The organism is Pseudomonas sp. PAMC 26793 (genome assembly GCF_000313235.1).
GTDB classification, from domain to species: domain Bacteria; phylum Pseudomonadota; class Gammaproteobacteria; order Pseudomonadales; family Pseudomonadaceae; genus Aquipseudomonas; species Aquipseudomonas yamanorum.
In genome coordinates, this window is sequence record NZ_AMXG01000030.1 from 1 (window position 1) to 17,974 (window position 17,974).

Sequence of the window (17,974 nt, forward strand, 5' to 3'; positions counted from 1 at the left end):
GTTTTTTGATGCGCGTAGTCATGCGCTTGGGGGTTCGGGGCTTTCGGTGCCCGTGGAGCGGTGATGGGGGTGGGCTGGGGTGGGGTGTACATATCCGTTGCTGCGGTAACGGCGGCTTAGGGTTCCGCTCTTACAGCGGGTCACTTTTTTACAAACGCCTAAAAAAGTAACCAAAAAACGCTTTGCCCCACCACTCGGTGCCTCGCCTAGGCTCGGCATGCCCGCACTCCGGCCATCGTGGTTAACGGGGCCCGCAGATCAAGATCAAAAGCCAGAGCACAGCGGCCTACCGGCCGGCTTGAGTGTTAAAAGCAGAGGCAAGATCCAGAGCGAAAACAGAGCTGCTTTTCTGTGGGAGCTGGCTTGCCTGCGATGCAGACAACTCGGTGCATCAGGTACACCCAGTTGATGCTATCGCAGGCAAGCCAGCTCCCACATTTGACCGTGCCCGCTTTAGCTTTTGATTTTGCTTCTAAACACTCAAGCCGGCCGGGAGGCCGCTGTGCTCTTGCTTTTGATCTTGATCTTAGGCGCCCCGTTAAACCACGCTGGCCGAACGCAGGCTTTGGAGCGTGGGTAACCCGGCAGGACGCCGGGTTAGCCGCGCTGGGCCAAGGATGGCCCATCGCGGCGGCCCACGGTCCAAAGCCGGAGTGAGGGCACACCGAGCCTAAGCGAGGTGCCGAGTGGTGGGGCAAGAGCGTTTTGCTTACTTTTGCGCTCTTCAAAAGTGAGCCGCTGTAAGAGCGGAACCATAAGCGGCCGTTACCTAAATAACGGATATACACCCCGACCCACCCCTCACCCCAACAACTCACTCATCGCAATAATCTGCTCCGCCACCTGAATCAGCTTCTGCTGCCGACTCATCGCCTGACGCCGCATCAGCGTGTAGGCCTCTTCCTCGTTACACCCCTTCATTTTCATCAACAGTCCCTTGGCCGTCTCAATCCGCTTACGCTCCGCCAACTGCTGATCCCGCGCCTGCAACTGTGCGCGCAGCGCTTGGTCACTCTCGAACCGGGCCATCGCCACGTCCAGAATCGGCTGCAGCCGCTGCGCCTGAATCCCTTCGACGATATAGGCACTGACCCCGGACTTGATCGCCTGACGCATCACCCCCGGATCATGCTCATCGGTAAACATCACAATCGGCCGCGGCTGGTCCCGGCTGACCAGCACCACCTGCTCCATCACATCCCGCCCCGGTGACTCGGTATCGATCAAAATCACATCCGGACGCACCGCTTCAACGCGCGCCGGCAGGTCAATCGTCATCCCAGACTCATCAATGACTTCAAACCCGGCCTCGGTCAACGCGGCCTTGAGCCGCCCAACCTTGCGCGGCGTGTCGTTGATCAACAGGATTCGCAACATAAGATCCTCCTGTCAGCGCAAGGCCTGGCGACTGGAAACGTCTGCCATGGCGTGCAGGCGAAAGCTGCGGGCATACCCGGCGGGGTCCGAACCGTCCCAGACCTTGCCGTCGATCAACTGGCTGCTGCGCATGGCCTCGCCACCGGCAGGCACCCCCACGGCGCTGGCCGCCTGGCGATAGATATCCAGTTGCTGTACGCGGCGTGCAGTACCTAGGTAGTCCGGGTCTTCCCGCAGCAATCCCCAGCGGCGGAACTGGGTCATGAACCACATGCCATCAGACAGGTAGGGCAGGTTGACCTCGCCGTGGCCATAAAAGCGCAGCGCGTGGGGATCCTGCCAGTGGTTGCCGAGGCCGTCGTCGTAGTTGCCCAGCAGCCGCGGTTCGATGCAGTCCAGCGGCGCGTCGAGGTATTGCGGGGCGCTCAGCAGTTGCGCGGTGGAGCGGCGGTTTTCAACGCTCTCTTCGATAAATCGGCTGGCTTGCAGAATGGCCATCACCAGCACCCGGGCGGTATTAGGGTATTGCTCGACAAACGCCTGGGTGCAACCGAGGACCTTCTCCGGATGGTCTGGCCAGATCGCCTGGGTTGTCGCCAGGGTGAAGCCTTGATTTTGCTTTACCGCACTCGCGCACCAGGGCTCGCCAACGCAGAACCCATCGATACGCCCGGCTTGCAGGTGCGCAACCATTTGTGGCGGAGGCACCACCACACTGTCCACGTCCTGCAGTGGATGAATGCCTTGGCTCGCCAGCCAGTAATACAACCACATGGCGTGAGTGCCTGTGGGAAAGGTCTGGGCGAAGGTGAGTTTTGTTCGGCTTTGGTGCACGCGACGATCCAGCGCCTCAGGACTGATCACCCCCAACTGTTGCAGGCCACGGGACAGGTTGATGCTCTGGCCATTCTGGTTCAGGCCCATCAGCACGGCCATGTCGGTGGGCGCCACGCCGCCGATGCCCAGGTGCACCGCGTAGATCAGGCCGTACAGGCTGTGGGCGGCGTCCAGTTCACCGCTGACCAGGTTGTCGCGCAGGCTGGCCCATGACGACTGACGCTTGAGATTCAACGTCAGGCCATAGGGCTGCGCGAAGCCCTGGGTGGCGGCGACCACCACCGAGGCGCAATCGCTCAGGGCCATGAAGCCCAGGTTGAGGCTGCTCTTTTCCGGGGCATCGCTGCCGTTGACCCAAGCCAGGGGATCACTCATCAATAGGTACCTTTCATAAAAAAACGCCGTTCCGTCGGGCCACTCACAGTGAGGGTCCGGGGTAACGACGTCTGTGTCCTTGAGCCCGTTCCGCCGTTGGCGCGGGCTGCGATAGACAAGGCAAAGCAAGGCACATGCCACGAAGCGCACAGGATGGGCGGGGCGTCAGCTTTCCATCAGGATTGAAACTGGCCTGCCTCGCAGTATGGCCGCTCTTTCAGCCCGGGCCTTGCAGGCATGTTCATCAACCTTTCCCGTTTTTCGACGCTGCTTTTCGGCCTGGTGCTGTTGGGCAGCCCCTGCGCTTTCGGGGAGTCGTACCAAGCTCGTGATGAAAGTCTGCACACGTTTTTTACCGCATTGTCGTTGCCGCTGGGGCAGCCGATCGTTGTCAGTCAGGCGGCGGCGCGCAAGCGCATCAGCGGGGCGTTCGATTTCGACTCGCCCCAACCGCTGCTGGAGTCGGTCGCCCGGCAGCACGGCTTGATCTGGCACAGCGACGGCCTGGTGCTTTACCTCTATGACGCCGACGAGGCGAAAAGCTCGGTGGTGACCTTGCGGCACATTTCGGTCGATATCCTGCGCGGGTTCATGCGCCGTTCGGGGCTCGACGAGGCGCGTTATCCGCTGCGGGCGAGTGGGGCGCGGATGTTCTATGTGTCCGGGCCGCCGAACTATGTCGACCATGTGTTGCGCCTGGCGCAACTAATGGACCGCCAGCGTGCGGAACTGCGCATGGGGCCGCAGCGGATCGGGGTGGTGCAGATACTCAACACCCACGTTGCAGACCGCGAGTACGAGATGGACGACAGAACCATCACGGTGCCAGGCATGGCATCCGTGATCGAAAAACTGCTGGCCGTCGAGCAGGAGAGTGCCTCCCGGGGGCAGTCCGGATTACTGGGCGACACCGATATTTCGGTGCTGGCCTACCCGGACACCAACAGCCTGTTGATCAAGGGCAAACCTGAGCAGGTGAGCTTTATCGAAAGCCTGGTGGCGGAACTGGATGTGCCGAAGCGTGCAGTGGAGGTTTCTTTGTGGCTGGTGGATGTGGACCGCGATGAGCTCAAGAAGCTGGGCGCGGCCATGCATGAGGGCCCCGGCGAGCCTTCCGCAACCCGGGTCATGGCGCCCGTCGAGGACGACGCTTTCATGAAGCGGATCATGGCACTGGAGCCGCGTCGGCGAGCGAAGGTCACGGCGTTGCCGGTGATTCTTACCCAGGAGAATGTGCCGGCGGTGTTCAACGATAACCAGACGTTCTATCTGCCCCGGCCGGGTGAGGACAGTGACGAGTGGCAACCGGTGGTCTACGGCACGCAGGTCAGTGTTTTGCCGCGCTTCGCCGAGGCGGGTGAAATCGAGATGCTGCTCACCATTGAGGATGGCCGTCAGCGGGGCAAGGCTGGCAGTCGCGACAAGCGCTCGGCGGCGGTGGAGCGCGTGGGAATCAGCAGCGTGGTGCGTGTAGCGCCGGGCAGAAGGCTGCTGGTGGGGGATTTTCAGCGTGATGCCGGGCCCGCTTTGTCCGGACGCTATTACGGGCCTATGGCCAACAGTGTCCGGCTGTTTGTCATTCAGGCGGCGGCGCTTGGGGATGCTGTGCGTACCCGTGCAGAGCCGGGGCAGGCACCGCCGCTGACACCCTCCCAGTATGAGCAGGTGAAACGCGCATTTACCCGCCGGGGCGAGGGATAAAACCGCCGTTGTTCCTGTGCGGGGTGGTGCCGAAAAGTCCTACGCAGCCTGTCTGGAAAAAACAGTGCATGGGGGCTTTTGCCTCTCCTATAACGCGGGTGAGCTTTTTATAGTCGCGATTTTTCGGGATAACAAGTGTTGGAAATGAGGGTGAGTTGGGTGCAGAGGTACGAATGGCCGTGGTGAATAACGGGGTACTGGCTGCCCCCATGGTCTTTGATCGCTGGACATTGCATGGCGACGGCAGGCTGACCGGCGAAGATTCGGATATTCAATTACCGCCCAAGGAGGGGCAGGTGCTGCGCGTGCTGCTGGCGTCGGCGGGTGTGTTGGTGACCAAGGATCACTTGCTGGAACAGGCATGGCCCCATAACGAGGCCACCGAAGAGTCCCTGACCCGTTGCATCTGTTCGCTGCGTAAAATCTTGAAGGACGGTAGGGGCCTGATCAAGACGGTATACGGCAAAGGGTACCGAGTGACCTGTGCCGTCACGGTTGCGAGCCATGTCTGTTCTGCCTGCGGTCGAAGCCGGGCATGAGACGCGCCTGGAGCAAGGGATTGCTGCTGCTTGCACTCGGCTTCAGCAATGAAGCCCGGGCGTATTGCTGGGCCGAGGCCGCCAGCCGCTATGACGTCGAACCGGAGCTGCTGCAAGCCATCGCCGCGGTGGAGTCGGGTTATCGCGCCGAGGCCATGAATTACGCCAACAGCAATGGCACCCGTGATATCGGGCTGATGCAGATCAACAGCATTCACCTGCCGCGCCTGCTCAAGTTGGGCATTACCGAACAACGCTTGCTGGATGAGCCTTGCCTGTCGGTGGAAGTCGGTGCATCGATCCTTGCCGACTTTGTCAAACAGTTCGGCTACAACTGGACGGCGATCGGCTCCTACAACGTGGGCGGTGGCCCTGGGCCTGAGCGCGAGGCCCTGCGTCTTCGCTATGCGCAAAAAATCTGGGTTCGCTACGAGGAACTGATGGCGTACCGCAACTGACGATTGGACAGCACGCCTCGCATGCAGCCCTTCACCCCGGCTATAATCGCCGCCACCTTTCGCCGCCATCCGAGTCAATCCCGCCCATGTATACCCTGGCCCGCCAGCTGTTGTTCAAACTCTCTCCGGAAACCTCCCACGATCTGTCCCTGGATTTGATCGGTGCCGGTGGCCGCCTGGGGCTCAATGGTCTGGTGTGCAAGGCTCCGGCGAAAATGCCGGTGTCGGTGATGGGGCTCGATTTCCCCAACCCGGTTGGCCTGGCTGCCGGCCTGGACAAGAACGGCGCGGCCATCGACGGTTTTGCGCAGTTGGGTTTTGGCTTTGTCGAAATCGGCACCGTGACCCCACGGCCGCAGCCGGGCAACCCGAAGCCGCGGATCTTCCGCCTGCCGGAAGCCGAGGCGATCATCAATCGCATGGGCTTCAACAACCTGGGCGTGGATAACTTGCTGTCGCGGGTTCAGGCGGCGAAGTACACAGGCATCCTGGGGATCAACATCGGCAAGAACTTCGACACGCCGGTGGAGCGTGCGGTGGATGACTACCTGATTTGCCTGGACAAGGTCTACGCCCACGCCAGCTACGTCACCGTCAACGTCAGCTCGCCGAACACCCCGGGCCTGCGCAGCCTGCAGTTTGGCGACTCCCTCAAGCAACTGCTCGAAGCCTTGCGCCAGCGCCAGGAAGACCTGGCGGTGCGCCACGGCAAGCGCGTGCCGTTGGCGATCAAGATTGCCCCGGACATGAGCGACGAAGAGACCATACTGGTGGCCCAGGCCTTGGTGGACTCCGGAATGGACGCGGTGATTGCCACCAACACCACCCTGAGCCGCGTTGGCGTCGAAGGCTTGGCCTTTGGTGACGAGGCGGGTGGCCTGTCCGGTGCGCCGGTACGCGACCAGAGCACCCACATCGTCAAGGTGCTGGCGGCCGAGCTGGCCGGGCGCTTGCCGATCATTGCGGTGGGCGGCATCACGGAAGGCAAGCACGCGGCCGAGAAAATCGCCGCTGGGGCGAGCCTGGTGCAGTTGTATTCCGGTTTTATCTACAAGGGCCCGGCATTGATTCGCCAGTCGGTGGATGCGATCGCGGCACTGCCACGAAGCTGATAGCGGGCAATAAAAAGGGCTCCTCGAAGGAGCCCCTGGGCCGAAGCCCGCCGCCCGGATGGGGCGTGCGTGGTTAAGTGGTTGCTTATTCGTGCTGGTGTCGGAATTAAATGCCCTTGATTAGCCGACGGCGTGAAGTTCGTTGAGTCTGTGGATTCCCGCAGTGCCAGTCATACCGTCCCAGTTGTCGCCGCGTCCTTCTCGCCAGCCGTTGATCCAGGCTTGGCGTACCGACGGTAGAGTAAATGGGCAAAGCTCACGGGATTTGCCATGAACGCCATATTGATATCCGCGTAAAAATGCTCTTTCCAACGGATCACGCTTAAGTCTTCTCATAGGGTGTTTCCCTCACTTGTTGACTGTCTTGATATCCTTCGGCCTCGTCCGAGGCCGGGCAGAGTTTTTCTGCCGTTGGTGGGCTCGCTGCCGGCGTGGCGAGCCAATGTGTCGGCGTCGTTACGGCGCCAACCTGTGTTGAGTTCTAACCAATAGGTCACATGGATTCAATGATCGTTTTGTCATAAGCACGTAACGATAATGATGCTATGGCCATAAGCTGGGATGGCATTTCGCCCCTTTTATTGGGCAAACCCAGCTATGATGTGCCCTTCAAAGAGGATGGGTTTAATCCTTTAGTGAGAAAGCCCTCCCGTTGCAGTCGGTTATTATTCGACGAAGGGTCAGGATATTTCTTTTTGTTGCATCAAATACTTGAACTGCCCCGTCGATAAAGGCCCAAAAGGCTGGTAGCCGGGGTGGAACGGCACATTCGTGCCACACGAGCGCTCTTCAAGAAAAGCGCTTGATTGAAAACCGAACGCGCGATGCGTCGCCCGTTCACTTATTGCTGAAAAGCCTGGAATGCCCCATGTCGGACCGTTTTGAACTCTTCCTCACTTGCCCCAAGGGCCTCGAAGGCCTGCTGATCGAGGAAGCCGTCGGGCTTGGCCTTGAGGAAGCCCGCGAGCACACCTCGGCCGTGCGCGGCATGGCCGACATGGAGACCGCCTACCGCCTGTGCCTCTGGTCGCGCCTGGCCAACCGCGTGTTGCTGGTGCTCAAGCGCTTCCCGATGAAGGACGCCGAAGACCTCTACCACGGCGTGCTGGACATTGAGTGGGAAGACCACATGCTCGCCGACGGCACCCTGGCCGTTGAATTCAGTGGCCACGGCTCGGGCATCGACAACACCCACTTCGGCGCGCTGAAGGTCAAGGATGCGATTGTCGACAAACTGCGCACCCCGACCGGCGAACGTCCGTCCATCGACAAGATCAACCCGGACCTGCGCATTCACCTGCGCCTGGACCGTGGCGAAGCAATCCTCTCCCTCGACCTGTCCGGCCACAGCCTGCACCAGCGCGGCTACCGCCTGCAGCAGGGCGCCGCACCGTTGAAAGAGAACCTGGCGGCGGCGATCCTGATTCGCTCCGGCTGGCCGCGCATCGCTGCCGAAGGCGGCGCGCTGACGGACCCGATGTGCGGCGTCGGTACCTTCCTGGTGGAAGGCGCGATGATTGCCGCCGACATGGCGCCCAACCTGAACCGTGAGCTGTGGGGTTTCACCGCCTGGCTCGGCCACGTTCCGGCGCTGTGGAAGAAACTTCACACCGAGGCCAGCGAACGCGCGGCCATCGGCATGGCCAAGCCACCGCTATGGATTCGGGGCTACGAAGCTGACCCACGCCTGATCCAACCCGCGCGTAACAACATCGAACGCGCCGGCCTGAGCCACTGGATCAAGATCTACCAAGGCGAAGTCGGCACCTTCGAGCCGCGCCCGGACCAGAACCAGAAAGGCCTGGTGATCTGCAACCCGCCTTACGGCGAGCGTCTGGGTGATGAAGCCAGCCTGTTGTACCTCTACCAGAACCTCGGTGAGCGTCTGCGCCAGGCCTGCCTGGGCTGGGAAGCGGCAGTGTTCACCGGTGCTCCGGACCTGGGCAAGCGCATGGGCATCCGCAGCCACAAACAGTACTCGTTCTGGAACGGCGCCCTGCCGTGCAAGTTGCTGCTGATCAAGGTCACTCCGGACCAGTTCGTCACCGGCGAGCGTCGCACCCCGGAACAACGCCAGGCCGAGCGCGAGCAAGCCGCCTACGACCAGACGCCGACCGAGCCGCAAGAGCGTCAGTACAACAAGAACGGTAACCCGATCAAACCTGCCCCGGCCCCGGTGGTCGAGCAAGCGCGTTTGAGCGAAGGCGGGCAAATGTTTGCCAACCGCCTGCAAAAGAACCTGAAGCTGCTGGGCAAGTGGGCCAAGCGCGAGGGCGTCGATTGCTACCGTGTGTACGATGCCGACATGCCGGAATACTCCATGGCCATCGACCTGTACCACGACTGGGTTCACGTCCAGGAGTACGTGGCGCCGAAGTCGATCGACCCGGAAAAAGCCTCGGCCCGCATGTTCGATGCCCTGGCGGCCATTCCCCAGGCGCTGGGCATCGACAAGAACCGCGTGGTGGTCAAGCGTCGCGAACGCCAGAGCGGCACCAAGCAGTACGAGCGCCAGAGTGCCCAGGGCAAGTTCACCGAGGTCAGCGAGGGCGGCGTCAAGTTGTTGGTCAACCTGACCGATTACCTGGACACCGGCCTGTTCCTCGACCACCGCCCAATGCGCATGCGCATCCAGAAAGAGGCGGCCGGCAAACGCTTCCTCAACCTGTATTGCTACACCGCTACCGCCAGTGTGCACGCCGCCAAGGGGGGCGCGCGCAGCACCACCAGCGTCGACCTGTCGAAGACCTACCTGGACTGGGCGCGCCGCAACTTCTCCCTCAACGGTTTCTCCGACAAGAACCGCCTGGAGCAGGGCGACGTGATGGCCTGGCTGGAAGCCAGCCGCGATGAGTTCGACATGATCTTCATCGACCCGCCGACCTTCTCCAACTCCAAGCGCATGGAAGGCATCTTCGACGTGCAACGTGACCACGTGCAGTTGCTGGACCTGGCCATGGCACGCCTGGCGCCGGGCGGCGTGTTGTACTTCTCCAACAACTTCCGCAAGTTCCAGCTGGAAGACAACCTCGTCGAGCGTTACGCCGTCGAGGAGATCAGTGACAAGACCATCGACCCGGATTTTGCGCGCAACGCCAAGATCCATCGGGCGTGGAAAATCACCGCTCGCTGATCACTGCGTTCTGAAGCCGCAAGCCCGGATCATTCCGGCCTTGCGGTTTTTTTTGCGCTGGTCAAACGCATGTCCTGTGGCTATAACTTAATGCCTTGCCAAAGTGACGCACCTGCACGCTGGCGTTCCGAGTCTTGTCTATGCCGCTGCATGCCGTCCGCCCAAAAATCCTAGGCTTTATGAGTGAGCAAGTATCGGCGTGGCTGGTGGCGGTGGTGGTGTTTCTGGCCGGTAGTGCGCTGACAATCGTCGTCGCCTGGGCGGCCTCCGATCTCTATCAACAGCAGGTGCGCCAGCGCTTCCAGTTGCTGGTCAACGAGCGCTACAGCCGCCTCCAGGAACGCTTTGAGGACCAGGAACAACGCCTGGGCAGCCTGCGGCGGTTTTTCGTCAATTCCACTACGGTCTCCCGCGAAGAGTTCGACGGTTTTGCGCAGCCCTTGCTGTTGCGCACCCGTGCTTATGCCTGGGCGCCCCGGGTGTTACGGGACCAGCGCAGCGCGTTTGAACAAGAAATTACGGCTGAGCGCGGGGTGAGGTTTTCCATTCGCGAATTGAACGCAGCGGGAGAACTGGCCCCGGCCGCTCAGCACGATGAGTATGTGCCGGTGCTGTACAGCCAGACCCAGAGCCTGCTTGGCTCGCCGCTGGGGTTTGACCTGTTGGCCCAGCCACTGCGACGCTCGACGGTGGAGCGTGCGCGACAGTCCGGCAAAATGGCGGTGTCCCAGCCCATGCAACTGGTGGGGGTGGAGCCGGCCTACGCCATGGGCGTGCTGTTGGTGGCACCCGTCAGTCGGGCACCGACGCCACAAGCGCCCATCAGCGAACCTTACGGCTACGTCATGGCGGTAATCAGCATGCGCCAGCTGGTGGCCGACGGCTTGCCCAAGGCGGACCGGGACAATCTGGTGACGCAGATCGTCGATACTTCCGACGCAGAAAAGCGCGTGCTGTATGAATCCAGCAACGCCGTGGCGGACAGCGACCTGATGGCCGTACGCCGGCTGACGCTTGGCGACCACGTCTACGCCTTGAGCCTGCGCCCCAGCCAGGTGTTCCTGCAGGGTAATCATTCTTCGCAGGCCACTATCCTGGTCATGGGCAGCCTGCTGAGCCTGCTGCTCAGTGCGCTGCTCTACGTGTTGGTCAGCCAGCGCCAGCGCGCGTTGAAACTGGTGGAGCAACGCACGGCCCAATTGCGTCAGCGTGAACAGGAGTTGCGGGGCACCCACGGCCAACTGCGCAGCGTGCTGAATGCGGCGACCCAGGTGGCGATCATTGCCACTGACCTGCGCGGTGTGATCACCACCTTCAACGCCGGCGCGGAGCGAATGCTGGGCTTTGAGGTGGACGAGGTCCTGGGTCACCTGACCCTCGAAAGCCTGCATCTGGCGCCCGAGTTGGAAGCCCGCGCGGTGCAGTTGAGCGCGGCGCTGGGCAAGCGTATCGCGCCAGGCCAGGCGATGCTGGTGGACGGCGCCGATGCGGTGCACGAGACCCGTGAGTGGACGCTGGTGCGCAAGGACGGTAGCCATCTGACGGTGAACATGCTCGCCACCGTGTTGCTGGATGAGCATGGCCTGTGGGTCGGGCACCTGGCGATCTGCCTGGATGTCACCGAACAAAAGCGTGCCTATGAGGCACTGGCCGCGCGGGACCGCCTGCTGAAGAAACTCAGTGCCCATGTGCCCGGCGGTATTTTCCAGTTCATCCTGGAACCGAACGGCGACTCGCGTTTCATCTATGCCAGCGACGGCATTCGCGATATCTACGAGATCGAGCCGGGGGTGTTGCAGCAGGATGCTCGGAGGGTTTTCCAGCGGATTCATCCGCTGGACGTGGAGCGGGTGCGGGACTCCATTCGTCTGTCCACGCTGCAGTTGAGCCATTGGCGTGAAGAGTACCGGGTGCAATTGCCCCAGCGTGGGCTGCGCTGGATTCGCGGTGAAGCGACGCCGGAAGAACTCCCCGGCGGCGGTACGTTATGGCATGGCTATGTGTCGGATATTTCTGATCTAAAGCGGGTCGAGGAAGAGCTGCGGGCGCTGTCGATTACCGATTCCCTGACCGGTATTCATAACCGACGCTACTTCCAGGACCGGCTGAAGGCCGAGATGATTCGAGTCAAGCGCGCCTCTGGAGCGTTGTCGGTGATCATGTTCGACATCGACCACTTCAAACGTATCAACGACCAGCACGGCCACGCGGTCGGCGATGAAGTGCTCAAGGAATTGTGCCGGCGCATCAGCCAACGATTGCGGCGTACGGATGTGTTTTGCCGGCTGGGGGGCGAGGAGTTTGTGGTGCTGTGCCCCAATACCGACGGCAGCCAGGCGTTCAGTGTTGCCCTGGAGTTGTGGCAGGCGTTGCGCAGTGAGCCGATGGAGGATGTCGGTATCGTGACTGCCAGTTTCGGGATCGCCAGTTGGCGAGTCGAGGAGGGCGTTGACGGTTTGTTGCTGCGGGCGGATTCAGGGGTGTATGCGGCGAAGCAGGCGGGCAGGGATAGAGTTGAGGCAGAGCGGGCGCTTGCCTGAAGTGCATGGCCATTCAAGCTATTAGAGATCAAATGTGGGAGCTGGCAAGCCAGCTCCCACATTTGATCTTTGTTGCCGTTAGAGCACCGGAACGGTCGCCGCCAGCTTAGGCTGGCGATACAGGTCCAGCAGCACCTGGTCCAGTACCGAAGAAGCACCCCACGGTTTCGGATCGTTGAGAATCGCCACCACTGCCCAGGTATTGCCATTGTTGTCACGGCTGAAACCGGCAATTGCGCGCACGGTGTTCAGGGTGCCGGTCTTGACGTGGGCTTCGCCGCGCATGGCCGTGGTCTTCAGGCGTTTACGCATGGTGCCGTCGGTGCCGGCAATCGGCAGCGAGCTGATGTATTCCGCCGCGTACGGGCTTCTCCACGCCGCTTGCAGCATGGTTGCCATCTCGCGGGCGCTGACCCGTTCGGCGCGGGACAGGCCGGAACCGTTCTCCATCACCAGGTGAGGTGCGGTGATGCCCTTTTTCGCCAGCCACTGGCGCACCACGCGCTGGGCCGCCTTGGCGTCGTCGCCGTCGGCATCGGTGCGGTACTGCGCGCCCAGGCTCAGGAACAGCTGCTGGGCCATGGTGTTGTTACTGTATTTGTTGATGTCGCGGATGATTTCCGCCAGGTCCGGCGAGAACGCCCGGGCCAGCACCTTGGCGTTCTTCGGTACCGGCGCCTGGATGTCGCGGCCCTGGATGCTGCCACCCAGCTCCTTCCAGATCGCCCGAACGGCGCCGGCGGTGTAGGTGGCGTGGTCCAGCAACGACAGATACGTCTGCGAGCTGCAGCCATCCGCCAACTGGCCGCTGACGGTCACGGTGACGCTGCCATCGGCGGCAGTCATCGGGCTGTAGCGCACGTCACCGGTGCATTGTTTGGCGTTGGAGACCTTGACCTGGTTGTCGATGCGAATGCTCGCAATCGGCGGCTCGACCGACACCAGCACCTTGCCCGAATCATTGCGGGTGACGAAGCGCAGCGCCTTGAGGTTGACCATCAGGGCATCGGGCTTGACCAGGAACGGCTTGTTCTCGTCGTTGCCGTCGTCATTGAACTCCGGCAGTTGCGGTGGGATGAAGAAGCCACGGTCCAGTACCAGGTCGCCGGTTACTTGCTGCACGCCATTGGCCCGCAGGTCGCGCATCAGCAGCCAGAGTTTTTCCATGTTCAGCTTGGGGTCGCCGCCGCCCTTGAGGTACAGGTTGCCGTTCAGGATGCCGCCGCTGAGGGTGCCGTCGGTGTAGAACTCGGTTTTCCACTGATGGTTGGGGCCGAGCATTTCCAGGGCCGCGTAGGTGGTGACCAGCTTCATGGTGGAGGCCGGGTTGACCGATACGTCGGCGTTGAACACGGTAGGGGTGCCCGGGCCATTGAGGGGAATCATCACCAGGGACAGGGCATTGTTTTGCAGCTTGGCTTTCTGGAGGGCTTCCTGGACCTTGGGCGGCAGGGAAGTGTTGATCGGGGCAGCGGTAACGGAAAAAGCCAGGGGGAGAAGAAAACTGGCGAGTAACAGTGGACGCAAAGATTTGATCATAAGAATTAAAACCCTACTGCTGAGGGGTAAAAAGGTGAGGGGTATGTACGAAAAATCCCTCAATGGTCATGAAAGTGTCGGCATTATGCCCCAAGGCTGTCGCACTTGTGGCTGAACGATAGCTGCAATTGGCGGTTTTTTTTACTGGCACTCTGCCGCCTGTCCCAGAGAATCGGGCAAAGGCCTGCTTAAACTGCTAAAGTGCCGCCCGTTATTACTTAAGAGGATTGTTCCAATGGCGACTAACCGTTCCCGGCGTCTGCGCAAAAAACTGTGCGTTGATGAATTTCAAGAGCTGGGTTTCGAACTGAACCTGGACTTCAAAGAAGGTTTGGACGATGAAGCGGTTGACGCTTTCCTCGAAGCATTCCTGACTGAAGCAATGGACGGCAATGGCCTGGACTACGTCGGCGGTGATGACTTCGGTCTGGTTTGCAAAGCCACCCGTGGTTCGGTCAACGAAGAGCAGCGTGCCGCTGTTGAAGCGTGGCTGAAGGCTCGTCCAGAGCTGACCCGCGTTGAAGTCAGCGCCCTGTTGGACGCTTGGCATCCAGAAAAGCCGATCAACCCGGCAGTCTGATGTCATGAAAAAGCGACCCGCCCGGGTCGCTTTTTCGTTATGGGGTCCTGAAGAATCAGGCCTTGCGCCAGTTCAGAATCACCAGCGTCAACACCCCCGCGACAATCCCCCAGAACGCCGAACCGATGGAAAACAACGTCAACCCCGACGCTGTGACCATGAAGGTGATCAACGCTGCCTCCCGTTCCTTGGGCTCATTCATGGCGATGCTCAGGCCATTGATGATCGAGCCAAACAACGCCAATGCCGCAATCGACAGCACCAGTTCCTTGGGCAACGCCGCGAACAACGCGGCCAATGTCGCGCCAAACACCCCGGCAATCCCGTAGAAAATCCCGCACCAGACCGCGGCGGTATAGCGCTTGTTGCGATCCTCATGGGCATGGGGCCCGGTGCAGATCGCCGCGCTGATGGCGGCCAGGTTGATGCCATGGGAGCCAAACGGCGCCAGCACCAGCGAGGCCAGGCCGGTGGTGGTGATCAAGGGTGAAGCCGGCACGTTATAGCCGTCGGCCCGCAGTACGGCGACCCCCGGCATGTTTTGCGAGGTCATGGCCACCACGAACAGCGGGATACCGATGCTGATGGTCGCCGCCAGGGAGAAGTGCGGCGTGGTCCACACCGGGGTTGCCACTTCGAGGTGGAAGCCACTGAAATCCAGCAGCCCCATCAGCCCGGACAGCGCCGTGCCGATCAGCAGTGCCGCGAGTACGGCATAACGCGGCGACAGGCGCTTGATGACCAGGTAAGTGAAGAACATCCCCAGCACCAGCCCGGTACGGTGCTGCGCGGCGACGAAAATCTCGCTGCCGATCTTGAACAGAATGCCCGCCAGCAAGGCCGCCGCCAGGGACGCCGGGATGCGCTTGACGAGTTTTTCGAAGCTGCCGGTCAGCCCGCAGATGGTCACCAGCACCGCGCAGGTGATGTAGGCGCCGATGGCTTCGCCGTAACTCACACCGCCCAGGCTGGTGATCAACAGCGCCGCGCCCGGGGTGGACCAGGCAATGGTGATCGGCGTGCGATAGCGCAGGGACAGGCCAATGCTGCACACCGCCATGCCGATGGAAATCGCCCAGATCCACGAGGAAATTTGCGCCGTGGTCAGGCCGGCAGCTTGGCCGGCTTGAAACATCAGCACCAGGGAACTGGTGTAGCCGGTCATCATGGCAATGAAACCGGCGACGATGGCCGAAGGCGAAGTGTCGGCCAGTGGGCGTAATCGCGCTTGCGGGACGTCGGACATGGGGCGGTGTTCCTTTTACCGGGCTGTCTGTAGGAGCGAGCTTGCTCGCGAAGGTCGTTAACGATGACGCTGGCATCCTGAATGAATGCGGTGCTTATACGTTTTTCGCGAGCAAGCTCGCTCCTGCAAAGGAGAAGGTGTGGAATCAAGCCTAAACTCAAACGTAACGATTCATTGCAATACAGCCGGCGCCGCAAACAACCGTACAGTGTGTTGGCGCAACGGGTTGTGTACAATGTGCGCTGATTTTACGCGATACTTGCCAGCGACCCTCTGTGCCGTATTACAGTCAACGTCAATTCGCCGCCGTTCTCCCGACCCGAGTGCCCATGAACGAACAGTTGCAGCCCCTCAAGAAACAACCGCGAGCCGGTAAGGCCGGTCGCAGTGGAACCCAGGACGATATCGTCTACGCGCATATCTTCGAGGCGATCCTAGAACAACGCCTGGCGCCCGGTACCAAATTGAGTGAAGAAGCGCTGGGCGAAATCTTTGGCGTCAGCCGCACCATCATCCGTCGCGCACTGTCGCGCCTGGCCCATGAAGGCGTGGTACTGCTGCGGCCCAATCGTGGTGCGGTCGTGGCCAGCCCGAGTGTCGAGGAAGCCCGCCAGGTGTTTCTCGCCCGGCGTCTGGTGGAGCGTGCGATCACTGAGTTGGCGGTACAGCATGCCACGGCCGAGCAACTGGCCGAGCTGCGGCAGATGGTCAACGACGAGCGCGACAGCTTCTCCCGGGGCGATCGCGGCGCGGGTATCCGGCTTTCCGGCGAGTTCCACCTGAAACTGGCCGAAGCGGCGAAGAACGCCCCGCTGATCAGCTTCCAGCGCAGCCTGGTGTCCCAGACCTCGTTGATCATCGCCCAGTACGAAAGCGGCAACCGCTCCCACTGTTCCTACGATGAACACACCCAGCTGATCGACGCGATCGAAGCGCGGGATGCGGGTCTGGCGGTGAACCTGATGATGCATCACATGGATCACATCGACAGCAAGCTCAACCTCGATGAGGAGAGCGCTTCTGACGATCTGCATGCAGTGTTCTCGCATTTGTTGCAGACCAAGAAGCCAGGGCGCTCTTCGGTCAAACTGTAATTTGCCAGGCTCACCACTCACAAAATGTGGGAGCGGGCTTGCTCGCGAAGGCGGTGGATCAGTCAGCACATCCAGCGACTGATACACCGCCTTCGCGAGCAAGCCCGCTCCCACATTTGGTTTGTGGTACTTGTTAAATCAGCGTTGGTGCACCAATTGCCCCGCCGCATACGTCTGCAACACCGCCCGGTCATCCCCCAGTGTCATCAATACAAACAACGTCTCGGCAATGTTATTGGCCTGCTTCAGGCGATAGCTGAGCAGCGGGGTGGCGTTGTAATCCAGCACCAGGAAGTCGGCATCAGTGCCCGGCTGCAATGTGCCGATCTTGTCTTCCAACCGCAGTGCCCGCGCACCGCTCAGGGTCGCCAGGTATAACGACTTGAACGGACTCAACCGCGCCCCTTGCAGCTGCATCACCTTGTACGCTTCGTTCAGTGTCTGCAGCAGCGAGAAGCTGGTGCCACCGCCGACATCCGTACCCAGACCGACATTCAGCTTGTGCTTCTCGGCCATCGGCAGATTGAACAATCCGCTGCCCAGGAAGAAGTTCGACGTCGGGCAGAATGCGACTGCCGAGCCTGCTTCTGCCAGTCGCGCGCATTCGTCATCGCACAGGTGCACACCGTGGGCGAACACCGAGCGTTCACCCAGCAGTTTGTAATGGTCGTACACGTCCAGGTAGCCCTTGCGCTCCGGGAACAGCTCTTTCACCCACTCCACTTCCTGCAGGTTTTCACTGATGTGGGTCTGCATGTACAGGTCCGGGTATTCCCCCAGCAGCTGCCCGGCGAGGGTCAGTTGTTCGGGCGTACTGGTCGGTGCGAAACGTGGCGTCACCGCGTAGTGCAAACGGCCCTTGCCATGCCAGCGCTCGATCAGCGCCTTGCTTTCCGCGTAGCCGGATTCGGCGGTGTCGGTCAGATAGTCCGGCGCGTTGCGGTCCATCATCACCTTGCCGGCGATCATGCGCAGGTCGAGCTTCTCGGCCGCTTCAAAAAACGAGTTCACCGACTGCGGGTGCACGCTGCCGAATACCAGGGCGGTGGTGGTGCCGTTGCGCAGCAGTTCCTTGATGAAAATATCCGCGACTTCTTCGGCGTGGGCCTTGTCGGCGAACTGGCTTTCACACGGGAAGGTGTAGGTGTTGAGCCAGTCCAGCAACTGCTCGCCATAGGCCCCGACCATGCCGGTTTGCGGCAGGTGAATGTGGGTGTCGATCAGGCCGGGGGTGATCAGTGCATCCTGGTAATGGGTGACTTCGATGTCAGCGGGCAGGCCGGCGAGCAATTCGCTGGCGTGGCCCAGGGCGCTGATCTGGCCGTTGTCGATCACCAGCAGGCCGTCTTCGAAATACTCGTAGGAGGCTTCGATCCCCACTTCGGCAGGGTCGGCGATGCTGTGCAAAATGGCGGCACGGTAGGCTTTGCGTGTCAAAGGCAT

At 61.1% G+C, this 17,974-nt stretch carries 14 protein-coding genes; 8 read left to right on the forward strand and 6 right to left on the reverse strand.

Annotation, left to right across the window (positions count from 1 at the left end; translation table 11 throughout):
* Positions 1 to 801: 801 nt before the first annotated feature.
* Entirely contained in the window at positions 802 to 1,377 is a 576-nt protein-coding gene (locus D109_RS0112225; RefSeq protein ID WP_017477143.1) for an ANTAR domain-containing response regulator, read from the reverse strand.
* Positions 1,378 to 1,389: 12 nt separating this feature from the next.
* A complete protein-coding gene (locus D109_RS0112230) occupies positions 1,390 to 2,589 on the reverse strand; it encodes a CmpA/NrtA family ABC transporter substrate-binding protein (RefSeq protein WP_017477144.1) in 1,200 nt (399 codons plus the stop codon).
* A gap of 237 nt (positions 2,590 to 2,826) precedes the next feature.
* Here D109_RS0112230 and sctC point away from each other — a divergent pair, with 237 nt between their 5' ends.
* The 4 genes from sctC (at position 2,827) to D109_RS0112250 (ending at position 6,399) form a co-directional block, all read left to right on the forward strand.
* Positions 2,827 to 4,290, forward strand: coding sequence for a type III secretion system outer membrane ring subunit SctC (gene sctC / locus D109_RS0112235; RefSeq protein ID WP_017477145.1), 1,464 nt, complete (start codon positions 2,827 to 2,829; stop codon positions 4,288 to 4,290).
* 173 nt (positions 4,291 to 4,463) lie between these two features.
* Positions 4,464 to 4,829, forward strand: a complete 366-nt coding sequence (locus tag D109_RS0112240; RefSeq protein ID WP_017477146.1) for a winged helix-turn-helix domain-containing protein — start codon at positions 4,464 to 4,466, stop codon at positions 4,827 to 4,829.
* Complete coding sequence (locus tag D109_RS0112245) at positions 4,826 to 5,287, forward strand: transglycosylase SLT domain-containing protein (protein WP_026077915.1); 462 nt, start codon at positions 4,826 to 4,828, stop codon at positions 5,285 to 5,287. The genes D109_RS0112240 and D109_RS0112245 overlap by 4 nt, the downstream gene beginning before the upstream one ends.
* Before the next feature lie 86 nt (positions 5,288 to 5,373).
* Positions 5,374 to 6,399 (forward strand): quinone-dependent dihydroorotate dehydrogenase, encoded by a 1,026-nt coding sequence (locus D109_RS0112250; protein WP_017477148.1) that lies wholly within the window; start codon positions 5,374 to 5,376, stop codon positions 6,397 to 6,399.
* 120 nt (positions 6,400 to 6,519) lie between these two features.
* Here D109_RS0112250 and rmf read toward each other — a convergent pair whose 3' ends face one another.
* Positions 6,520 to 6,735, reverse strand: a complete 216-nt coding sequence (rmf, locus tag D109_RS1000000132810; RefSeq protein ID WP_002553055.1) for a ribosome modulation factor — start codon at positions 6,733 to 6,735, stop codon at positions 6,520 to 6,522.
* Positions 6,736 to 7,267: 532 nt separating this feature from the next.
* On the opposite strand from rmf, the gene rlmKL reads away from it, so the two are divergent.
* Positions 7,268 to 9,532 (forward strand): bifunctional 23S rRNA (guanine(2069)-N(7))-methyltransferase RlmK/23S rRNA (guanine(2445)-N(2))-methyltransferase RlmL, encoded by a 2,265-nt coding sequence (gene rlmKL, locus D109_RS0112255; RefSeq protein ID WP_017477149.1) that lies wholly within the window; start codon positions 7,268 to 7,270, stop codon positions 9,530 to 9,532.
* A 140-nt stretch (positions 9,533 to 9,672) separates the two neighbouring features.
* A complete protein-coding gene (locus tag D109_RS0112260) occupies positions 9,673 to 12,072 on the forward strand; it encodes a diguanylate cyclase (RefSeq protein ID WP_026077916.1) in 2,400 nt (799 codons plus the stop codon).
* A gap of 78 nt (positions 12,073 to 12,150) precedes the next feature.
* Here D109_RS0112260 and dacB read toward each other — a convergent pair whose 3' ends face one another.
* Positions 12,151 to 13,611 carry a D-alanyl-D-alanine carboxypeptidase/D-alanyl-D-alanine-endopeptidase gene (dacB, locus tag D109_RS0112265; RefSeq protein ID WP_017477151.1) on the reverse strand — a complete coding sequence of 487 codons (1,461 nt, stop codon included), beginning with the start codon at positions 13,609 to 13,611 and terminating at the stop codon, positions 12,151 to 12,153.
* Between the two features lie 235 nt (positions 13,612 to 13,846).
* On the opposite strand from dacB, the gene D109_RS0112270 reads away from it, so the two are divergent.
* Entirely contained in the window at positions 13,847 to 14,191 is a 345-nt protein-coding gene (locus D109_RS0112270) for a YggL family protein (protein ID WP_003219101.1), read from the forward strand.
* Positions 14,192 to 14,246: 55 nt separating this feature from the next.
* On the opposite strand, the gene D109_RS0112275 is transcribed toward D109_RS0112270, so the two are convergent.
* Positions 14,247 to 15,437, reverse strand: a complete 1,191-nt coding sequence (locus tag D109_RS0112275) for a benzoate/H(+) symporter BenE family transporter (RefSeq protein WP_017477152.1) — start codon at positions 15,435 to 15,437, stop codon at positions 14,247 to 14,249.
* A 329-nt stretch (positions 15,438 to 15,766) separates the two neighbouring features.
* Here D109_RS0112275 and D109_RS0112285 point away from each other — a divergent pair, with 329 nt between their 5' ends.
* Positions 15,767 to 16,531: a GntR family transcriptional regulator gene (locus D109_RS0112285; RefSeq protein WP_017477154.1), complete on the forward strand. Its 765-nt coding sequence runs from the start codon at positions 15,767 to 15,769 to the stop codon at positions 16,529 to 16,531.
* Positions 16,532 to 16,669: 138 nt separating this feature from the next.
* Here the strand turns inward: D109_RS0112285 and guaD are convergent, their stop codons facing one another.
* A complete protein-coding gene (gene guaD / locus D109_RS0112290; protein WP_017477155.1) occupies positions 16,670 to 17,974 on the reverse strand; it encodes a guanine deaminase in 1,305 nt (434 codons plus the stop codon).